15 protein-coding genes and 1 pseudogene are annotated in these 18,943 nt (G+C 47.1%); 15 read left to right on the forward strand and 1 reads right to left on the reverse strand.

All coding sequences use genetic code 11. The annotated features are described in order from the left end of the window. Window positions 1-76: 76 nt before the first annotated feature. The 12 genes from ABNS04_RS01325 to ABNS04_RS01380 all read left to right on the forward strand — a co-directional run bounded on the left by ABNS04_RS01325 (window position 77) and on the right by ABNS04_RS01380 (window position 13,658). Window positions 77-433 (forward strand): hypothetical protein, encoded by a 357-nt coding sequence (locus ABNS04_RS01325; RefSeq protein WP_272977579.1) that lies wholly within the window; start codon window positions 77-79, stop codon window positions 431-433. Between the two features lie 96 nt (window positions 434-529). Continuing rightward, complete coding sequence (locus tag ABNS04_RS01330) at window positions 530-1,267, forward strand: YjbF family lipoprotein (RefSeq protein WP_272977578.1); 738 nt, start codon at window positions 530-532, stop codon at window positions 1,265-1,267. After that, window positions 1,267-2,121, forward strand: a complete 855-nt coding sequence (locus ABNS04_RS01335; protein WP_272977577.1) for a capsule biosynthesis GfcC D2 domain-containing protein — start codon at window positions 1,267-1,269, stop codon at window positions 2,119-2,121. The genes ABNS04_RS01330 and ABNS04_RS01335 overlap by 1 nt, the downstream gene beginning before the upstream one ends. 5 nt (window positions 2,122-2,126) lie before the next feature. Further along, on the forward strand, window positions 2,127-4,271 hold the full coding sequence (locus tag ABNS04_RS01340; RefSeq protein ID WP_272977576.1) for a YjbH domain-containing protein: 2,145 nt from the start codon (window positions 2,127-2,129) through the stop codon (window positions 4,269-4,271). Window positions 4,272-4,290: 19 nt separating this feature from the next. After that, window positions 4,291-5,457 carry a nucleotide sugar dehydrogenase gene (locus ABNS04_RS01345; RefSeq protein ID WP_272977575.1) on the forward strand — a complete coding sequence of 389 codons (1,167 nt, stop codon included), beginning with the start codon at window positions 4,291-4,293 and terminating at the stop codon, window positions 5,455-5,457. A gap of 74 nt (window positions 5,458-5,531) precedes the next feature. After that, entirely contained in the window at window positions 5,532-6,554 is a 1,023-nt protein-coding gene (gene galE / locus ABNS04_RS01350; protein ID WP_272977574.1) for a UDP-glucose 4-epimerase GalE, read from the forward strand. A 14-nt stretch (window positions 6,555-6,568) separates the two neighbouring features. Further along, a complete protein-coding gene (pgi, locus tag ABNS04_RS01355; RefSeq protein ID WP_272977573.1) occupies window positions 6,569-8,071 on the forward strand; it encodes a glucose-6-phosphate isomerase in 1,503 nt (500 codons plus the stop codon). Further along, window positions 8,071-8,826, forward strand: a complete 756-nt coding sequence (gene cysQ, locus ABNS04_RS01360) for a 3'(2'),5'-bisphosphate nucleotidase CysQ (protein WP_272977572.1) — start codon at window positions 8,071-8,073, stop codon at window positions 8,824-8,826. Before pgi ends, cysQ begins: the two co-directional genes overlap by 1 nt. 133 nt (window positions 8,827-8,959) lie before the next feature. Then, window positions 8,960-11,182: a S8 family serine peptidase gene (locus ABNS04_RS01365; RefSeq protein WP_272977571.1), complete on the forward strand. Its 2,223-nt coding sequence runs from the start codon at window positions 8,960-8,962 to the stop codon at window positions 11,180-11,182. Between the two features lie 23 nt (window positions 11,183-11,205). Then, the gene (locus tag ABNS04_RS01370; RefSeq protein WP_272977570.1) at window positions 11,206-11,691 is read left to right on the forward strand and encodes a hypothetical protein; all 486 of its coding nucleotides are present in this window, start codon (window positions 11,206-11,208) and stop codon (window positions 11,689-11,691) included. 123 nt (window positions 11,692-11,814) lie between these two features. Further along, window positions 11,815-13,122, forward strand: coding sequence for an alkaline phosphatase (locus tag ABNS04_RS01375; RefSeq protein ID WP_272977569.1), 1,308 nt, complete (start codon window positions 11,815-11,817; stop codon window positions 13,120-13,122). 137 nt (window positions 13,123-13,259) lie between these two features. After that, a complete protein-coding gene (locus ABNS04_RS01380) occupies window positions 13,260-13,658 on the forward strand; it encodes a hypothetical protein (protein ID WP_272977568.1) in 399 nt (132 codons plus the stop codon). A gap of 25 nt (window positions 13,659-13,683) precedes the next feature. On the opposite strand, the gene ABNS04_RS01385 is transcribed toward ABNS04_RS01380, so the two are convergent. Next, entirely contained in the window at window positions 13,684-14,859 is a 1,176-nt protein-coding gene (locus tag ABNS04_RS01385) for a DcaP family trimeric outer membrane transporter (RefSeq protein WP_272977567.1), read from the reverse strand. A gap of 158 nt (window positions 14,860-15,017) precedes the next feature. Here ABNS04_RS01385 and acs point away from each other — a divergent pair, with 158 nt between their 5' ends. The 3 genes and pseudogenes from acs to ABNS04_RS01400 all read left to right on the forward strand — a co-directional run. Beyond that, entirely contained in the window at window positions 15,018-16,958 is a 1,941-nt protein-coding gene (gene acs / locus ABNS04_RS01390; RefSeq protein WP_272977566.1) for an acetate--CoA ligase, read from the forward strand. Between the two features lie 12 nt (window positions 16,959-16,970). Beyond that, on the forward strand, window positions 16,971-17,603 hold the full coding sequence (locus tag ABNS04_RS01395; RefSeq protein WP_006954150.1) for a response regulator transcription factor: 633 nt from the start codon (window positions 16,971-16,973) through the stop codon (window positions 17,601-17,603). A gap of 51 nt (window positions 17,604-17,654) precedes the next feature. After that, a pseudogene (locus tag ABNS04_RS01400) lies at window positions 17,655-18,943 on the forward strand (hybrid sensor histidine kinase/response regulator); the annotation flags it as partial.

Below are 18,943 nucleotides of genomic sequence, written 5' to 3' on the forward strand. Positions count from 1 at the left end.
TTAATGAGTGCTGTACAGCATTAACTGATTGGCCAATCGATTAAGTTTTTAGCAAGTGTACACAGAGGTGTAATTTATGAAAAAGTTAACAGCATTATTTGCTGCTGCGCTTTTAGCCGCAGCACCAGGTATTGCATCAGCACAAGCCGCTGGTAGCAACGGTGGTAGTGTTGCTCAAACATCTGGCGCTGGCGCTGGCGCTGGTTCAGGCGCAGGCGCTGCTGGCGCAGCTGGCGCAGGCTTTGGTGGTTTGAGCGCCGGTGCTATTGGTGTTGTCGCAACGAGCGTCGTTGTTGGAACAGCAGTAGCTACAGACGGTGGTGCAGACGATGCAGAAATCGATGACGGAGACAACGGTGGCACGCCTCCGACTACGAATACAAATACGTCAACAACAACCACGACTTCTACAAATACATCGACCAACGGTTAATTATTTGGGAAGTATGGGCTAAAACCGCTGTGAGAACAGCGGTTTTTTTATGTCTTTTGTCATTAGAAATTAACGTAACAAAGATGGAACATCTTTATGGGTATCGCGTTTCCCTGTAAACGAAGTAAAAGGTTTTTCGCTCTACTAATTGTCAGTGGGCTGCTGTCCGCATGTGGGTCACGAGTTTCGAGTGTTGCCGATACGGTGAAATTCGCATTTTCGGGACCTCAGGACGTAACCTTGACCGCTTCGCAAATAAATCAATTAAACTATGCTACAACGTACGCAACGTTAAGCGGTCAACCTAGAGCCGCGATAGTACTGACGTTTATCGATCACTCGGCAGCGTACGGACAACAAACGCAGTGGGCCGCTCAAGATGATGAAATCATATTGTTACGCAACGGACGTCTGTATGGGACACGCAACTTGCGCGACGAGTTTAGTGCCGTAAAGTATGATGTGCTCGGTATCGAGAGTGCTCAAACGGATCCTTTAAACTGTTATCTGCGCAGCGCGCAAGCCCCTCAAAACTGTGCTAAATCCTGGCAAGCGACGGCAACCGTTACTTCCGATTTTCGTGATATTCGCTACGATCTAACGAGCCAGATTAGCGAGGTGAGCCATGAATCGGTCGCACTCTCGAATGCCACGTTAGATGCAGTAAAAGTCACTGAGACATTGACGGTAAAAGCCCAGCACGGTGGTTCGCATAAATACAAGAATACGTATTGGTTTGCTCATCATCAGTTAATCAAGAGTGACCAACAGCTGGTGCCAGAACTTCCGCGTCTGACGACTGAGTCAATCAAGATGATAGGTGGGCTTGAATAATGATGAATCGTATGTTCCAAACGTTAGTCGCCGGGTTGTTAATTGTGTCGTTTACAGCTTTAGCACAGCAACATCATCCCGTCACGTTGACTTGGAAAACCGCAACTAGCGAACATAATTACACGATTAATCCAAATGCGACGTTGGGTGACTTCTTAGCACAACAAGTGAACGATCCGACCGTTTACAACTGGGCTGCCTCGCGACTTGTTTCAGATGATCTCACTCGGCAAGTAGAGCGCGAAAGAACTGCAGTGCTAGCTGAATTAAACTTACAAAAACAAAGTGCATTGAGTTCGGGTGAGTCAGAACGAGCGGCAGCGTTAAATGATATCCGCAGTTGGCTAGCAGCCTTACCGTTAGCGGGATCGCACTTCATCGGTGTTCCATTTTATCAGTTACGGGCCCATAAGAACTTTAATCCACAAATGCAGTTACCTAAACAGCGCACGCAGTTAACGCTGGTTTCGCCCAAGACTCAGAATGTTATAAAAGCAGAGGTGGTTGGCGCCGTCAATTCACCAATTTTAGTTGAACCTGGAACTGACTTGGTAACCGCTTTAGAACGTGCTCAGCCCAATCCACATGCTTTAGATAGTCGTGTTTGGCTTATCAAACAAAATGGAACCGTAATTCACATGCCTGCGGCGGTTTATAATCAAAACCAAGCTGCGGTCTGTTACAGACATGAAACGGCACTGCCATGGATCGATGTCGAACAGTGGCAAGGCATTGATTGTTGGCCAGATGAGGCAGTCAATGAGGGCGACATAATCTTTGTGGGATTAAAGAATGCAGTAAACCTCAATAAACGAATAAGCCAATTACTTAAACATCGAGCGATATTTCAATGAGTTCTATGAAAACGGTGAAACATATAACCCCACTATTTTTGCTATCAGCCGTGTTCTCGGTAACGAAGGTGCAAGCGCAAGATATCAGTGAGCATATGATTGGACAGCCAACGCAAAGTGACTTTGGTGGCGTTGGCTTAATGCAAATGCCGACGGCTCGAATGGGGCGCTCAGGTGAGTTCACATTATTTTATTACGACAACGAAGAATATCGTCGTATGGCATTCAACATGCAGCTTTTCCCTTGGTTTGAAGCGACTATTCGATATAACGATATTCGTACACGCTTATACAGCTCATCTCCAGAGTTTAGTGGCGATCAAACTTATAAGGATCGAGGTGTCGATGTTAAATTTCGTTTGTGGGAAGAGTCGAAATGGATACCCGAATTAAGCGTGGGATTACGTGACCTTGCTGGAACGGGAAAGTTTGCCGGCGAGTACATCGTTGCCTCAAAACGCTATAAGAATTTTGATTTTACGCTCGGATTAGGCTGGGGGAACTTAGGCACAAACGATAATATCTCGAATCCATTTTGCGAAGTCACGGACCGCTTTTGTAATCGACCTGAGGGCACCACCGCACGGGGCGGCACCTTTGAGACGGATAAGTGGTTCCGAGGAGACACGTCGCTATTTGCTGGCGTTGAATATCAGACGCCATGGGATCCTTTATCAATAAAAGTGGAATACGAGGGGAATGATTACTCGGATGAAGTGTCTGGTACGCCAATTGTACAAGACAGCCACTTTAATTATGGTGTGCATTATCGGGTGACTGATAACTTAAACGTGCAGTTAAGTTATGAACGCGGCAACACATGGATGTTCGGGTTTAACCTACGTGCTAACTTTAATGATATTAAGCAATATAAAAAGCGTGAGCGCAAACGCGATAAGTCAGACTTTGCTGATCGTCCGGTCGATATAAAGCAAGTCAATACGGATAAACTCGTCACGGATTTACGCGCCGAGGGCGGTTGGCTGAGCCACAATATCGCGCTTTCAGACGATGGTAAAACGCTTTCGTTAACCGGTTACCCTATTGGCTATAGTAATCAAATGGAGGCGCTGGATAGATCTTCTCGCGTTTTACTGACAGAACTTCCTGACTCGATTGAGCAGTATCAATTTATCGATAGCGTTCTGGGTATGCCGATGAGTCAAACTAACGTTGATGCTGTAAAGCTTGAAGATAATGTGAAGCAGCGTTACTTAACAAAACATGATGAGATCTATCGGCTGACGGAAGTAAATGAGTCACAGGATAACACGCTATATGATCGACCGTTCGAGCTTGGTTGGCCGCGTGTCAGTGCTCGTCCTTATTTAGTCCAGAGTTTTGGCGGTCCTGAAAACTTTTACATGTACCAGCTGAGCGCCGACATACAGATGAATTGGCAGTTAGCCAATAATTTTGTTGTAACCGGCGCTCTGGGTGTAAATCTACTGACCAATTATGACGAATTTAATTTCTTAGTCCCTGGCTCAGATGAGGCGCCATTGCCTCGGGTACGTACCTATATTCGTGAGTACGTCACTTACTCTGATGTATGGCTAGATGATCTGCAAGCGACTTATATCAAGCAATGGAATCAAAATTTGTATACCTCAGTTTATGGTGGGTATTTCGAACGAATGTTTGGTGGTGTCGGGTTCGAGACCCTATACAATCCACTCAATCAGGGCTGGGCGATTGGTATTGATATTAACTATGCAAAGCAGCGCGACTTTGATAGTTATACTGGCTTCCGCGATTACTCGGTCGTGACCGGACATGTGACGGGCTATTGGAAAGTACCCAAGCTTGATGATGTTCTTGTGAAAGTGGCATTGGGACGCTTCTTGGCCAAGGACGTCGGTGTGCAAGTGAACTTCGAGAAGAAATTCGATAGTGGTATTATCGTTGGCGCTTATGCCGCGAAGACTGATGTATCGGCAGACGAGTACGGTGAAGGCAGCTTTACTAAAGGCTTCTACTTAAGTATTCCGTTTGACTTGATGCAGATTTATGACTCGGTTGGTCGTGCCAGTTTTGGCTGGACACCGCTTACACGCGATGGCGGTCAAATGTTGATGCGTTCACAACGTTTATTTGGCGTGACCGAGCCGCGTAACCGCTACTATACCGAATCTGATTTATATAAGTAGAGCGAAGAAGGCGAGAGAAGTGAAAATTACAGTTGCAGGAACAGGCTATGTCGGTCTCTCCAATGCGGTGCTACTGTCGCAAAATAACGAGGTGGTTGCCTACGATATCGATCCTGAGAAGATCGATTCCATTAACCGTAGGCAAGCACCGATTGTGGATACAGAATTACAGCAGTACTTAACGGAAAAACCATTATTTCTCAACGCCACGAATGATGCAGCAGAAGCATTTAGTGACTGTGATTGGGTGATTGTAGCTACGCCGACAGATTATGATCCGATGACGAATCACTTTAATACCGCGTCGGTCGAAAGTGTCATTCAGCAAGTTATTACAGTCAATCCGGATGCAGTCATTGTGATTAAATCCACGGTGCCTGTAGGTTATACTGAGAAAATAAAACGCCAGTTTAATACCAATAATATTATGTTTTCACCTGAGTTTTTACGTGAAGGTAGGGCGTTGTTTGATAACTTATATCCTTCACGTATTATTGTAGGTGAACGCTCCGAGCGGGCAAATTTATTCGCGGGCTTATTGCAGCAAGGCGCGATCAAGCAAGATATTCCAGTTTTGACAACCGATAGCACCGAAGCAGAAGCTATCAAACTATTTGCGAATACCTACTTAGCAATGCGTGTTGCCTACTTTAATGAACTTGATACATATGCCGAAGTCCACGGCTTAGATACGCGGCAAATCATTGAGGGAGTTTGTCTCGACCCTCGAATTGGTGATCACTATAATAATCCAAGCTTTGGTTATGGTGGCTATTGTCTACCCAAGGACACCAAGCAACTCCTCGCAAATTATCATCAAGTTCCGCAAACGCTGATACAAGCGATAGTCGATGCGAATACAACCCGAAAGGACTTCGTAGCGCACCAAATCGCTGCCAAACAACCCGAACACGTTGGTATTTATCGCTTGGTGATGAAAACCGGGTCTGATAATTTTCGGGCTTCCGCTGTGCAAGGAATCATAAGCCGTTTGAAGGAACGTCAACTTAATGTCGTTATCTATGAACCGGTGCTCGAAGAGGAAAACTTTTTGGGATGTGAGGTTATTCGTGATCTCTCAGTATTTAAAAGCAGAGCGGACTTGATTGTGAGTAATCGTCTTACCGAAGAACTCTTCGATGTTGCAGATCGCGTTTACACCAGAGACTTGTTTAATGCCGATTAAACATTAATATCATTTGATAATCTTTCTAGTGAAACAGACATACGCTAATAACTATAGTTTTAAAAGGCCGGTGAATGAATAAGAGTATCCTATTAACAGGTGGCACAGGTTATATTGGCTCCCACACAACCCTCGAACTTTTAAATAACGGCTATGAGGTGGTAGTCATTGATAATCTCTCAAATAGTAGCCGTGAGAGTTTAAAGCGCGTTGAGCAATTGACACAAAAATCCGTGACCTTTGCACAGGTCGATGTGCGTGACGCAGAGGCATTAAACCGAGTATTTGAGAGCCATAATATTCAGTCTGTGTTGCATTTTGCTGGCCACAAAGCGGTCGGTGAAAGTGTCGAAAAGCCCATTCAATATTACCAAAATAATGTCGCGGGTACGTTAACGCTGTGTGAGGTGATGGCGCGAAATAATGTATTTGAACTGATTTTTTCATCGTCAGCTACAGTTTATGGTGCAAACGCGCAATCGCCAATTAGCGAGTCAATGCCGATTGGTGCAACGACAAATCCGTACGGAACCAGCAAATATATGGTGGAGCGGATGCTAATGGATCTAGCCGCTTCGGATCCTCGCTGGCGCATCGCTACATTGCGCTATTTTAACCCAGTCGGCGCACACCGATCTGGCCAAATAGGCGAAGACCCCAATGGTATACCGAATAATCTAGTGCCTTTTGTCAGTCAGGTCGCCGTAGGTAAACTCGATCAGTTACAGGTATTCGGTAATGATTATGATACGAGCGATGGCACGGGCGTTCGTGATTATATTCATGTTGTCGATCTGGCATTAGGACATATTGCGGCATTGCGTTATATGGACAGTCACCAAGGTTTCGAGGCCTTTAACTTAGGCACAGGTAAAGGCTACTCAGTCTTGGAAGTGGTGGACGCTTTTGAGCAACAGTCTGGATTGAATATCCCCTATACGGTTGCGCAGCGTCGACCGGGTGATATTGCAAAATGTTTTGCAAACCCAGAAAAGGCGAGCAAGCTGCTAGGTTGGCAAGCCAAGTGTGAATTAGCAGAAATGATGCGAGATACTTGGCATTGGCAGTCGCAGAACCCGAATGGATACGACCAATAAGCGATAGACTCATCATGTTAAAAATAAAAAGCACTGACTCAAACCGCACACTGCTCTCACTTGACGATAGTTATTTATTTGACGACGTTCACGATTGGCGTGCGCAACGCCTTACCGAGATTGACCTTAAACCGGCAAAGCAGCAACTGGTTATTGGCGAATATAAGAACGTGACAGAGGGTCGAAAGGTCACTCATACGTTGTGTAGAAGCCGTGCGGCCATTGAAGCACTTCAACAACCCACTCATTCTTTTACAGCGATTGTAAACAAAATTCGCTCGGGTCAGTGGCTGGGTGTCACGGGAAAACCCATTACCGACGTTGTAAATATTGGTGTCGGAGGATCGGATTTAGGTCCTCAAATGGCAAGTTTTGCACTCAAAGAGTTTGATGATGAATCGTCTTCAAGCGCGGTTGATGTCCACTTTGTCTCATCGATGGATGGTGGGCAGCTATACGCAGTCCTTCCTATCGTTGATCCAGAAACCACGTTATTTGTAATTGCTTCAAAATCATTTGGCACGATAGATACGTTCGCGAATGTGGACACCGTAAAGTGCTGGGTGAATCATGTCATGTCCGAGTCAGCTTGGCTGGAGCACCATGTCATTGGTGTGTCTTCTAATAAGGAGAAAATGACGGCTTACGGTATACCTGAATATCACCAGCTCAGCTTTGACGAAGGCGTAGGCGGGCGTTTCTCGCTGTGGTCCACGATAGGTCTCAGTATTGCAGTGTCTATCGGTATGGCGCCATTTTGTAAGATGTTAGCCGGTGCGTTAGCGGTGGACGAGCATTTTTTAACTGTACCAGATAACGACAACGTACCTGTTCGATTGGCGTTAAATGGTGTCTATTTACGTCAGCAAAAGGGCATCAATAATTTAGCAATTTTGCCTTATGATGGGCGTTTACGCATGCTGCCTTCCTATCTTCAGCAACTGGATATGGAAAGTAATGGTAAGCAGGCCACACGTGACAATAAATCTTTGCATCAGCCGACAGGACCCATTTTATGGGGCGGATTTGGTCCAAATGGGCAACATGCCTTTTATCAACATTTACATCAAGGCTACGATGATTTTGCGGCTGATTTCGTACTGGTTCTTAATCGAAGTGCTACGAGGTTTTCTCCACAAGTAGCAGCCTCTTTGCAACAGCAACAACGGCTCTCTGTGGCAAACTGTCTAGCTCATCGACGCTTGCTGTGGTGGGGGGACAAAAGTGTTGAATCGCCGCGTGATAATTACCCGGGGAGTCATGCATCGAATCTTCTTCTCTTAGATGAATTGACGCCAGAGAGCTTTGGCGCATTGATAGCAGTGTACGAACACAAGATATTCATTCAAGGACTGCTGTGGGATGTTAACTCCTTTGATCAACCGGGTGTTGAGAAAGGTAAAAAGTACGCCCTCTCAGTGCTAGATGCGCTCTCGGATAATCAGAATGAAGACTTCGACGATGTGACTAACGCGTTGATAGATTATTATCGCCAGCATATAAATAGAGACAGCTAATGTTTAAACGCGACGTGATACGCATTGCGCGAGAGGCAGGGGCGGCTATCATGCGGGTAAAGCAAGAGCATTCGCTTCAGATTTCAACGAAAGCTGACGAGAGTCCAGTGACCCAGGCTGATTTAGCGGCGCACCATGTGATTGTCGATGCCTTGCGAAAACTAGCAACAACATACCCTGTGATATCGGAAGAGTGTTGTGATATTTCCTGGAGCCAACGCAAAAACTGGCATCGTTACTGGTTAGTTGACCCCCTAGATGGCACGCAAGAATTCATTAAAGGCAACGATGAATTTAGCGTTAATATCGCGTTGATCGAGCAGGGAGTTCCCATTTTAGGGGTTGTCTATGCACCTGCTTTAGATGATCTTTACTACGGTGAGCGCGATGTCGGCGCAGAGCTTAATGGACAATCGATTACTGCGGTTACTCGAGTGCCAGAAACACTACGTGTGATGATCTCACGTTCACACCCTTCTGAAGAAACCTTAACTTGGCTTGAGCAACTCACGGTGCCTTATGAGACGATTGCAGTGGGAAGCGCACTCAAACTGTGTTGGATTGCAGCGGGCAAAGCAGATTTATATCCTCGCCTAGGGCCCACCAGCGAATGGGATATCGCCGCCGGTCAAGCTGTATTACTATCAGCAGGGGGTGTTGTAAATAAAATTAACGGAGAACCCTTGCGGTATAACCAAAAAGAGTCCTTCTTAAATCCGTCGTTTATCGCTAAAACAAGGGCTTATGTCATATAGTTATGAGAATATGAAATATTAGTAACAACTAATTTACAAAATGTTACATTTTGTTCGATTTGGGGGTTACTAAATATTAACAACTTGGTGTAGGATTGGTGGTCCTGGGTAAAAACACAACAACGAGGTTCCCATGACAACCAAATCTTTCAAGCTGGCCTCTCTGTCAGCAGCAGTGCTTTTAGGCCTCACGGCATGTGGGGGCAGCGATGATACAAACTATGCTCCCGAGGTGAGTGGGCAAAACATTGCGTCAGCACAACAGTGGTCTCCAGTTTCTGGTTCTGTGACCGCTACTGATGCGAATAACGATAATCTAACGTATAACGCAAGAGTTGTTGTTCCTGAAAATTCTGAAGCCCCCGGAACGGTTTCGATTGATAGTAGCGGTCACTTCACTTACTTCCCGCTTACACTGGATCCTGCAACGATTGAAGTGTTAGTAAGTGATGGTGAGTCAACATCGATTGCAAAAATCGAAGTCCAACATGTCGATGGTGACCCGCTTGCCTATCAACAATGGCACCTGCGTAACACCGGGCAATTAGCGTTTGTGCAGAGCGAAGCATTCTTCGACTTCCTGATTAACAGTTTCGGTTACACCCAAGAGCAAGCTTACGACTTGTTCCTAGACCCAACCGTATCAATTGCAGGTAATGACATGAACGTCATTCGTGCATATGCCGAGGGTGCTTATGGCCAAGGCATGATGGTGGGTGTCGTGGATTCAGGTGTAGAAATTAATCACCCTGATCTGCGCGCTAATATCGCAGCAAATAAATCGCTAAACTTGGTTGCTGATGCAACAAATAAGTCGGATCCAACCAGTTCGGCGGTGTTGGGTGACCACGGTACTTCAGTCAGCGGTTTGATTGCCGCAACCGCAAACAATGGTATTGGCGGCCGTGGTGTAGCGCCTCAAGCAAAAGTATTTGGCGTAAATTATCTAGGTGGTAGTGGCACGCAAACTACACTTAACAATGGCTTAAGTCACGGTATCCCCGGTAGTGGAGTGAGTGAAAGCGATCCTGTCATCGCTTATAACCGAAGCTACGGAATTTCTGTACCTTTTGCACTTTATGCCTCAGCAACTGACGAAGCTTTTGCAACTTACTCAATGTTAAACCTCCGTAACGGATTGGGTGCTGTAAACGTTAAGTCTGCGGGTAACTCGTTTGATGACACGGGTTCAGCAGGGTACTTTTCTGATATCTGTAGTGCAACTGGTGCGATAGAATTAGGTTTGAGTTGCCTAAATGGTAACTTGGATCCAAGTAATGCGAGCTTTTTTAACGTTTCGGTTGCAGCTGTTAATGCGGACGGTACACACACAAGCTACTCAACAGCGGGTTCAAATATTTTCATATCAGCACCGTCAGGTGAGTTTGGTGAGTTAGAACCAGCCATGGTTACCACTGACCAATCAACCTGCTTACAAGGCTATTCAAGCTTTCCTTACGGTGACTCGCTTGATGGTCAGGTGGGAGTGCCTGGATATTATGCCGGCGTCCAGTCGTTCAATGCACCAGGCCATCCAGAGAACGTGTCGTGTGACTACACCAGTACGTTCAACGGTACGTCGTCTGCGGCACCAAACACTACCGGTGTGGTCGCTCTCATTGGTTCCGCCAACCCAAGCTTAAGTGCGCGTGAAATTCGTCATATCTTAGCAAGCACAGCGACCGTGGTTGACGAAGCTGATCCAGGTGTTGTCTTGACCGTCGGTGATGGCGAGTTCGTCGCAGACGCTGGCTGGATCGAGAATGCCGCAGGTTATAACTTTAACCTAAAATATGGTTTTGGTCGTGTTAATGCCGGTGATGCGGTTCAAATGGCTAAAGAAATGAGCCCTGGCACACTGGGTCCACTTGCGACTTCAGATTGGGTTGACGTTTCTCCAGAAGAGCCAGTTGAAGTACCTGATAATAATGCAGAGGGCGCAACATACACCTTTGATATGGAAGCGGGTATCACCCTTGAAGGTTTAGAGTTTGAACTGACTGTAGCAAACGACGATTTTGCCGGTTGCTCATTGTCAACAGCAGGTAACGACATCGCAATCGAGGTGACCTCTCCTGCGGGTACCACAACTCAATTGCTAACAGGTCGTCAGGCACTTAACGTCGGTGCGGATGCTACCTGTAGCGAATATATTCTTGAAGACACGCGCTTCTTAGCAAATGCCTTCTATGGCGAAGACGTAGGCGGCACTTGGACTATCCGTTTAGTCGATACTAACGGCGAAGATTTAATCGCTGACGGTCGGGCGTTAGGTGGCGCAGCAGAAGACACGTTCGCTAATAACTCTACACCTACACGCTTAGAAGCTGTTTCAGTGCGTGCCTTTGGTCACTAATAATTGAGCGCTAGGAGAATAACATGAAAAACGCATTATTAATCACAGCAGTGGCGCTCGGCGTGGCTTCGACCAGTGCGATGGCACAGGACGACGGAAAGTTGCCACACCGCGCAAAAGCGGAAGCGCCTACTAAAGCATTTAACGTAGGTAATGATTACAAAACCTATCGTTTTACCAAGTTACCAGAAGGCGCTGCACCAGTGCTCAAAGGTCGTGGCGATGTACTACTTGCTGGTACCGAGATGACTAACAGCATTACCGGTAAGCCAGCGTTGGTATCGGGTATTATCTCTGTATTAATGAATACCCACGATGCAGACGCCGTTGCTAACCAACTGGGCTTAACTGTTGAACGTGTTTACCCACGTTTAGACTTAGTACTTTTCAAGGCCTCTGAAGGCACTGAAATGCTGGCGTTACGTAATTCTATTAAGGCAATTGAGGGCGTTAGTGGAGTTGACGTAGAGATCGTTGAAGAACGTATGACGCCAGATGTATTGAGATAATTTGACAAGGACTGTGTACAGGCTCAAATAGAGATTCCCTGGTGTTTTGAGTCTGACTACATACATTTGTCATAATTTCTCTGCTAAGATTGGCCCCACTAATAGTTAGTGGGGCCTTTTTTTATGAAACGAACTTTGATCGCCGCAAGCTTAGTCGCTTGTTCTTTTTCTGCCGCAGCTCAGACTTCAACTGAAGAGCCTAATATTATCTATATCATTGGTGATGGTATGGGCTTTGAATATATCAGCGCCTATCGCTATGCAATGTCTGATCTTGAGACGCATACTGTCGCACCGATTGAATTTGATGCTATGCTGACTGGCGCTGCAACGACTTACCCAGAGGACAAAACGTGGGTAACCGATTCAGCAGCGGGCGCGACAGCATTAGCAACAGGTGAAAAAACATATAACGGTGCAATCGGTGTAGATAACGATAAGCACCCACTTAAAACCATTATGGAAATGGCTAAGGACAACGGTTGGGCAACGGGTGCTGTTTCGACCTCTCAAGTCAATCACGCGACTCCTGCATCCTTCTTTAATCATCATCCCTCACGCTACGAGTATAATGAAATCGCTGACTTGATAGCTGAGCAAGTCGTTAATGGTCATCCATCATTTGACGTGCTGTTGGGCGGCGGACGGAGTTACTTTGAGCGCGTAGATAAAAATTGGTTTGAAATTTTACCTGACTATGGACTAGCAATTACGACCGATTTAAATTCGTTGGACGAAATTGACGAAACACCTGTTTTGGGTACGTTCGCTCCAAAAGGCTTGCCTTTTGCGATTGATGGGGACGTCAATGCTTTAGCAAAAATGACTGATGCAGCGTTACGTTTACTTGAGCCAAAAGAAGGCTCATTTGCCCTTATGATTGAAGGCAGTGAAATTGACTGGTGCGGTCATGCTAATGATATTGCCTGTGCGGTACACGAAATGGATGGCTTGAATCGCGCTCTTAAGGTGGTACGAGAGTTTCAAGAGAAGCACCCAAATACGTTAGTGGTGATGACGGCTGATCACTCCACCGGTGGATTAACATTGGGCCGTGACGGTGATTATGCCTGGTATTCCGACCGAGTAATGAACATCGAGTCATCGATTAGCTCAATGGTTTCTGAGCTGCTTAAACTGGATACTGAGAAGTGGGCCGGTTACGTGGCAGACAAAGTGAACTACGATATGAGTGAAGAGTACATTGATGAGTTGATGTCAGCTGCCGACGAAGATGAGAAAGATCGCAAGGATGCATTGCATGACGCCTTGGTCTACATTACCGGCGACATAACAGGGACCGGCTGGACAACGAGCGGTCATACCGGCGTTGATGTCCCAGTATTTGCTCGCGGTCCTCATAGTGAGGCGTTCCGTGGCTACATGAACAATACAGATATCGCAAAAGCCCTAATCGATATCGTCAAATAGATACTCGGTAAATACCGGTTTTGTGACCGCGTGTATCCCAGTGGGTATGCGCGGTTTTTTGTAAATAACCTTGATATATACTTGCAAATGAGAAACGTTCGTATTTAAATGGTGTCATCCGTTGAGAGGGAGTAGCTATGAACGTGTTCCGACAGCAAGAATTATTGTATCAACAATTGCGTCAAGGCTCGGGGTATTTAAAACGTGCCCAGTGGCAAGACGCATGCACGGTACTTAACGATGCGCAAGCCACCGCACTTGAGTTATCCCATGTGCCTTGGTTTGCGAGCAACGCTCAACAGCACTATGCCACAGCAGTCATGCTAAGCTGTGGTGCATATATACATTTAGATGACTTTGAGCATGCGTTGCGTTTGATTCAAACCGCTACGCGACAGTTTGATAGTTGGCTGAGTGATAGCTCGATGCATGAGGCGAGAAAAACCTTATACGCGTGCAGAGCGCAGCTGATTAAAGCATGTCGTCATGTGCATCAAGTCGCTGCCGTGCAGGCACAAAAAAGCAGCACTGAATGAGTGCGGCTTAGTCATAAATCCACGCTTAAAATGCGTATTTTGCCATGAACTGTAAGCGGTTAAGATCACCGTCAAAACCGGCTTCTGTTTCACGCTGTGCTTTTGAAATTTCTGCACCAAACGTCAGATTCGAAGCGGCACTATACATGACGTTAAAAGCTAACCGTTGAGAGTACTTGGTCGAACTACCACCAACCCATGCCTCGGGGTTATCGGCCCAGCCACGTGAGTAAATCACGTTCGAGCGAATTTTGTCGGTCCAAAAATGACGGTAAGCAAACGAAATACCAGTTGAATCGATCGCTTCTAAATCGCCGTTGCCATTAATCACAGCACCATTCCATTGGTTCAGCGCAAGGTAACGACCTAAACCTGACCCGGTTGTGATTGATGCGCGAATGTCGTCCATACCAAAGCTATATTTCGCGCCTAAACTCACGCCGTAACCAAATTCAGTTTCGTCGTCGCCATCACCGTTGACGTCATAGGTCAGCTGACGTAAGAGCGTTGATGCCTGCCAAGTGAGGTTATCGCTCTTGCCTGAGTATTTTAAGGTCACATCCGGCATAAAGCCGTCGCTAGAGACAATACGTCCATTACCATTCGCAATGGTATCAGTGACTGTGGTTTCTGGGTTTTCAATCGATACGCTGAAGCCGCCAGATGTATAGCGGATCTGCGCTTGACGGTTAAAAACGATACCGTCCGTTACCCCGATGAAGTCAACTGACTCACCCAAAATGTTCAGATCTTGGAAGTTTGACCAGGTTTGACCAAAGGTCCAATTTTTGTATTTGATGAACGCGTGACGCAAGCGCGGATTATACGAGTTCGAGATACGTTGATCGCCGTCTGGGGTCAATTGGAAATCCATTTCAACATGGCCGGTCAGTACTTCACCGTTATCTAGTTTCGTTTTTGTGCTGAGGAAAAAACGTGACTCACGTGCACTGAAATCAGTGACCATATCGTCACCATTACCGCCTACTGGCGTCAGGCTTGGAATATATTGTTGGCGCGCAATGCTGCCACTGGCTGGCGCTTGACCATCGGTGTAGTCAGAAACCATTAAGTCGAGTTTTACGTATCCACCAAAAGATACGTCAGTGTCTGCTGCTTGTGCGCTGATTGATGCGGTGCCAAGCGCCGCTGCAATAGCTGCAGATAATGCAATAGATTGTGTAGAGCGTGCTTTTGCCATGGTGTTCTCCCGTGTGAAAGCCGTCGTTATTGTATTATTCACGTCAGTAATTCTCGGTAATTGGTCAGTTTTTAGCAATCTAGACTATGGTCTAATAGTGTTAATAAAGTGTAGTACGTACAACAGTTACCATCTTGCGAATAAAGGAGGAAGAGGTAATGTCGCAACTGTACAAAGTTCCAGAAAACATAAAAAACACCGCGAAAATTACAAACGACGATTATTTGGAAATGTATCAAGCGTCGATTAATGACCCAGAGGGCTTCTGGCGAGAACAGGGTAAACGAATCACGTGGTTTACTCCATACACCAAGGTCAAAAATACCTCTTTTAGTCCGCGTAACATCAATATTAAGTGGTATCAAGACGGTACGCTTAACGCCTGTTATAACTGTATTGACCGCCATCTTGCCGATAAGGCCGATAAAACAGCCATCATTTGGGAGGGCGACGACCCGAGTGTCGATAAACACATTACGTATCGCGAGATGCATAAAGAAGTTTCCCGCTTCGCCAATGGACTGAAGAAGCTGGGCGTTGGCAAAGGTGACCGTGTGGCGATTTACATGCCGATGGTGCCTGAGGCGGCTTATGCCATGCTAGCGTGTGCGCGTATCGGTGCGGTGCATTCGGTCATTTTCGGTGGCTTTTCTCCGAATGCTATTGCTGATCGTATCAACGACTGTGGCGCTAAGGTGATTATCACCGCCGATGAGGGACGTCGCGGTGGTAGCACCATTGGTTTGAAGAAGAACGTTGACGCAGCGCTCGAAGACGACGCCTGCCCGACTCTGGAGCATGTTGTCGTTAGCCAAGTCACCGAAGGCGTTGTGAATTGGACTGAGGGTCGCGATGTATGGTGGCATGAGCTCATTGCCGACGTCAGCGAAGAATGTCAGCCGGAAGTCATGGATGCAGAAGACCCACTGTTTATTCTTTATACATCAGGCTCTACGGGTAAGCCGAAAGGCGTGGTGCACACCACCGGTGGCTACATGGTGTGGGCTTCCATGACCCATGAATACGTCTTTGATTGTCACGACGACGATATTTATTGGTGTGCGGCGGATGTGGGCTGGATTACCGGTCACTCGTACATTGTTTATGGGCCCTTTGCGAACGGCGCAACCTCATTAATGTTTGAAGGCGTACCGACGTATCCGGGTGTCGGTCGTATTGGAGAGATCGTCGATAAACATCAAGTATCGATTCTTTATACAGCGCCAACGGCGATTCGTGCGCTGATGGCAAAAGGCGATGAAGCTGCGAAAACCTCAACACGTGAATCACTCCGTGTACTGGGCAGTGTGGGTGAGCCGATCAACCCAGAAGCATGGGAGTGGTATCACAAACGCATTGGTAACGGTCAGTGTCCGATTATGGATACGTGGTGGCAGACTGAGACCGGCGGCATCATGATTACGCCGTTGCCAGGCGCGACCGATTTAAAGCCAGGCTCAGCGACGCGACCTTTCTTTGGTGTCAAACCGGCGCTGGTCGACGGCGAAGGTAACAAACAAGAAGGCGAGGCTGAAGGTGGCTTGATCATTGAGGACTCATGGCCGGGCCAAATGCGTACGCTGTGGGGCGATCACGAACGCTTTGAGCAGACCTATTTCTCGACCTACAAAAATGTCTACTTTACCGGTGATGGTGCCAAACGCGATGCCGATGGCTATTACTGGATTACCGGGCGCGTCGATGATGTCTTGAACGTTTCAGGTCACCGCTTAGGTACTGCTGAAATTGAGAGCGCGTTGGTTGCACACAGTGCGGTCGCGGAAGCGGCTGTCGTAGGCTTCCCGCACGATATCAAAGGGCAGGGCATTTACGTTTATATTACGCCGGTCGATGGTGTTGAGGTGACCGATGAACTGACCAAAGAGGTACGCAACTGGGTACGTTCAGAGTTAAGCCCGATTGCGACGCCGGATATCTTGCATTGGACGAAAGGTTTACCTAAAACACGGTCAGGAAAAATCATGCGTCGTATCTTGCGCAAGATCGCAGCTAATGAGTTTGATAATTTAGGTGATACCTCTACGCTTGCCGATCCAAGTGTGGTAGATTCTTTGATAGAACATCGTAAGAATCAATAACCTAAAGCGCTCATGGCAAAATTTCTAATAGCAGATGACCACCCGCTGTTTCGCGAGGCGCTTCAAGGCGCGCTCGCGAACCATTTCGAAGAATTGACGCTGCGTGAAGCCGAGGATTTAGACTCGACACTCGCCGCGCTTAATGAAGACGATGACGTGGATCTTCTGCTGTTGGACTTACACATGCCGGGTAGCGGCGACCTGTATGGTCTTATTCGGGTGCGGGAAGATTATCCAATGCTTCCCGTTGCCATTATCTCGGGTTCTGAAGATGCATCCATCGTGGCTAAATGCATCGGTTTTGGCGCCCTGGGATTTATCCCCAAATCACTTCCTTCAGCGCAAATTGCCGAAGCGATTAGTACCATTCTCGATGGCGATACCTGGGTACCGAAAGATAATCGTGACCGACTCGATGGTATTTCAAACGAGGATCAAGAGCTGGCGCGTAAAGTTTCAGAATTAACACCTCAACAATATCGCGTGCTGCACTTTCTGCACGAGGGTCTTCTTAATAAACAGATTGCGTATCAGCTCAACATCACTGAAGCGACTGTTAAAGCGCATATCACCGCCATCTTCCGTAAGCTTGGGGTTTATAGCCGTACGCAAGCTGTCCTAGTGGCTGAACGTTTGCAATTGTAGACTGCGCACGATGCGCAAGAAAACCACGATGCAATTACTGAGGATTCACCCATGACTTGGATACTCGTACTGGCCTCACTACTTTATGTTGTGTTTCTTTTCGCCATTGCGAGTTGGGGTGATAAAACGAACTCATGGGCGAACAAACTGAGTCATCGCCCGTTTGTTTATGCCATGTCGCTTGCGATTTACTGCACCAGTTGGACCTATTACGGCGCGGTGGGTAATGCGGCTGTTGATGGTTGGGCATTCTTTCCTATTCTGCTCGGTCCGATTTTGCTGTTTACCTTTGGTATCCGAGTGCTGAAAAAGCTCGTGTCGGTGAGTAAGCAGCAGAATATTACCTCGATTGCCGACTTTATCTCGTCACGTTATGGCAAGAAGCGGCGGTTAGCCGTGGTGGTGACCTGCATTGCAGCGCTTGCGATTGTGCCTTACATTGCGCTGCAGTTAAAAGCGGTTGGCTTGAGCTTTGCGGTGCTAACCGAAAGTGATTCGATCACCAGTGAGTTTTCTCTAAAAGAGCTTGGCGCAGCTGCCTTGATGGCGCTATTTGCTATGCTATTTGGTACCCGTCATGTCGAGGTGACAGAGTACCGCAGTGGTATGATGTTAGCGATTGCGGTTGAGTCGATGATAAAGCTCACTGCGCTCACAGCCGCGGGTATTTTTGCCTGGCATTTACTGAGCGAACAGCCTAGTTTCGATTGGACTCAAACATTTTCGGCGAGCGTGAATCCACATTGGAGTCTGGCGAGTTTTGGCTCTTTTGAATTTATCGTACAAACCTTTATGGCCGCTGGCGCGATACTCTGCTTACCGCGCCAATTCCACGTTGCTGTGGTCGACAATGTTGATATCAAACATTTGGGTACTGCACGGTGGGGCTTTCCTGTTTACTTAGCGCTGACAGCGTTGGCCATTGTGCCGATCGCTTTGGCGGGCAGTTTGTTGTTGCCCAACTATCAAGATGGCTCCACGTTTGCGTTGCAACTTCCACTGTTAAAAGACCAGCTTTGGCTCTCGCTGATTATCTTTATTGGCGGCATCTCTGCGGCCACTGCGATGGTGATTATTGCATCGGTGACACTGAGCACCATGATTACCAACGACGTGATCATGCCGATCTTGTTGCAGCGTGAGTCGCGTTTGCCACTGCGTGAGCGGCGCCGCGAGTATGACCGTAGTTTGCTTCTTTTTCGTCGTGTGGCGATTGGCGTCACCATGGCATTGGCGTTTCTTTGTTATTACTTTTGGGCGGCACGCACTAATTTAGTCAGTATTGGTTTACTTGCCTTCTCTCTAGTTTTACAGCTGTTGCCCACGCTCATTGGGGCACT

It is taken from the genome of uncultured Idiomarina sp., assembly GCF_964010655.1.
Lineage (GTDB): Bacteria > Pseudomonadota > Gammaproteobacteria > Enterobacterales > Alteromonadaceae > Idiomarina > Idiomarina baltica.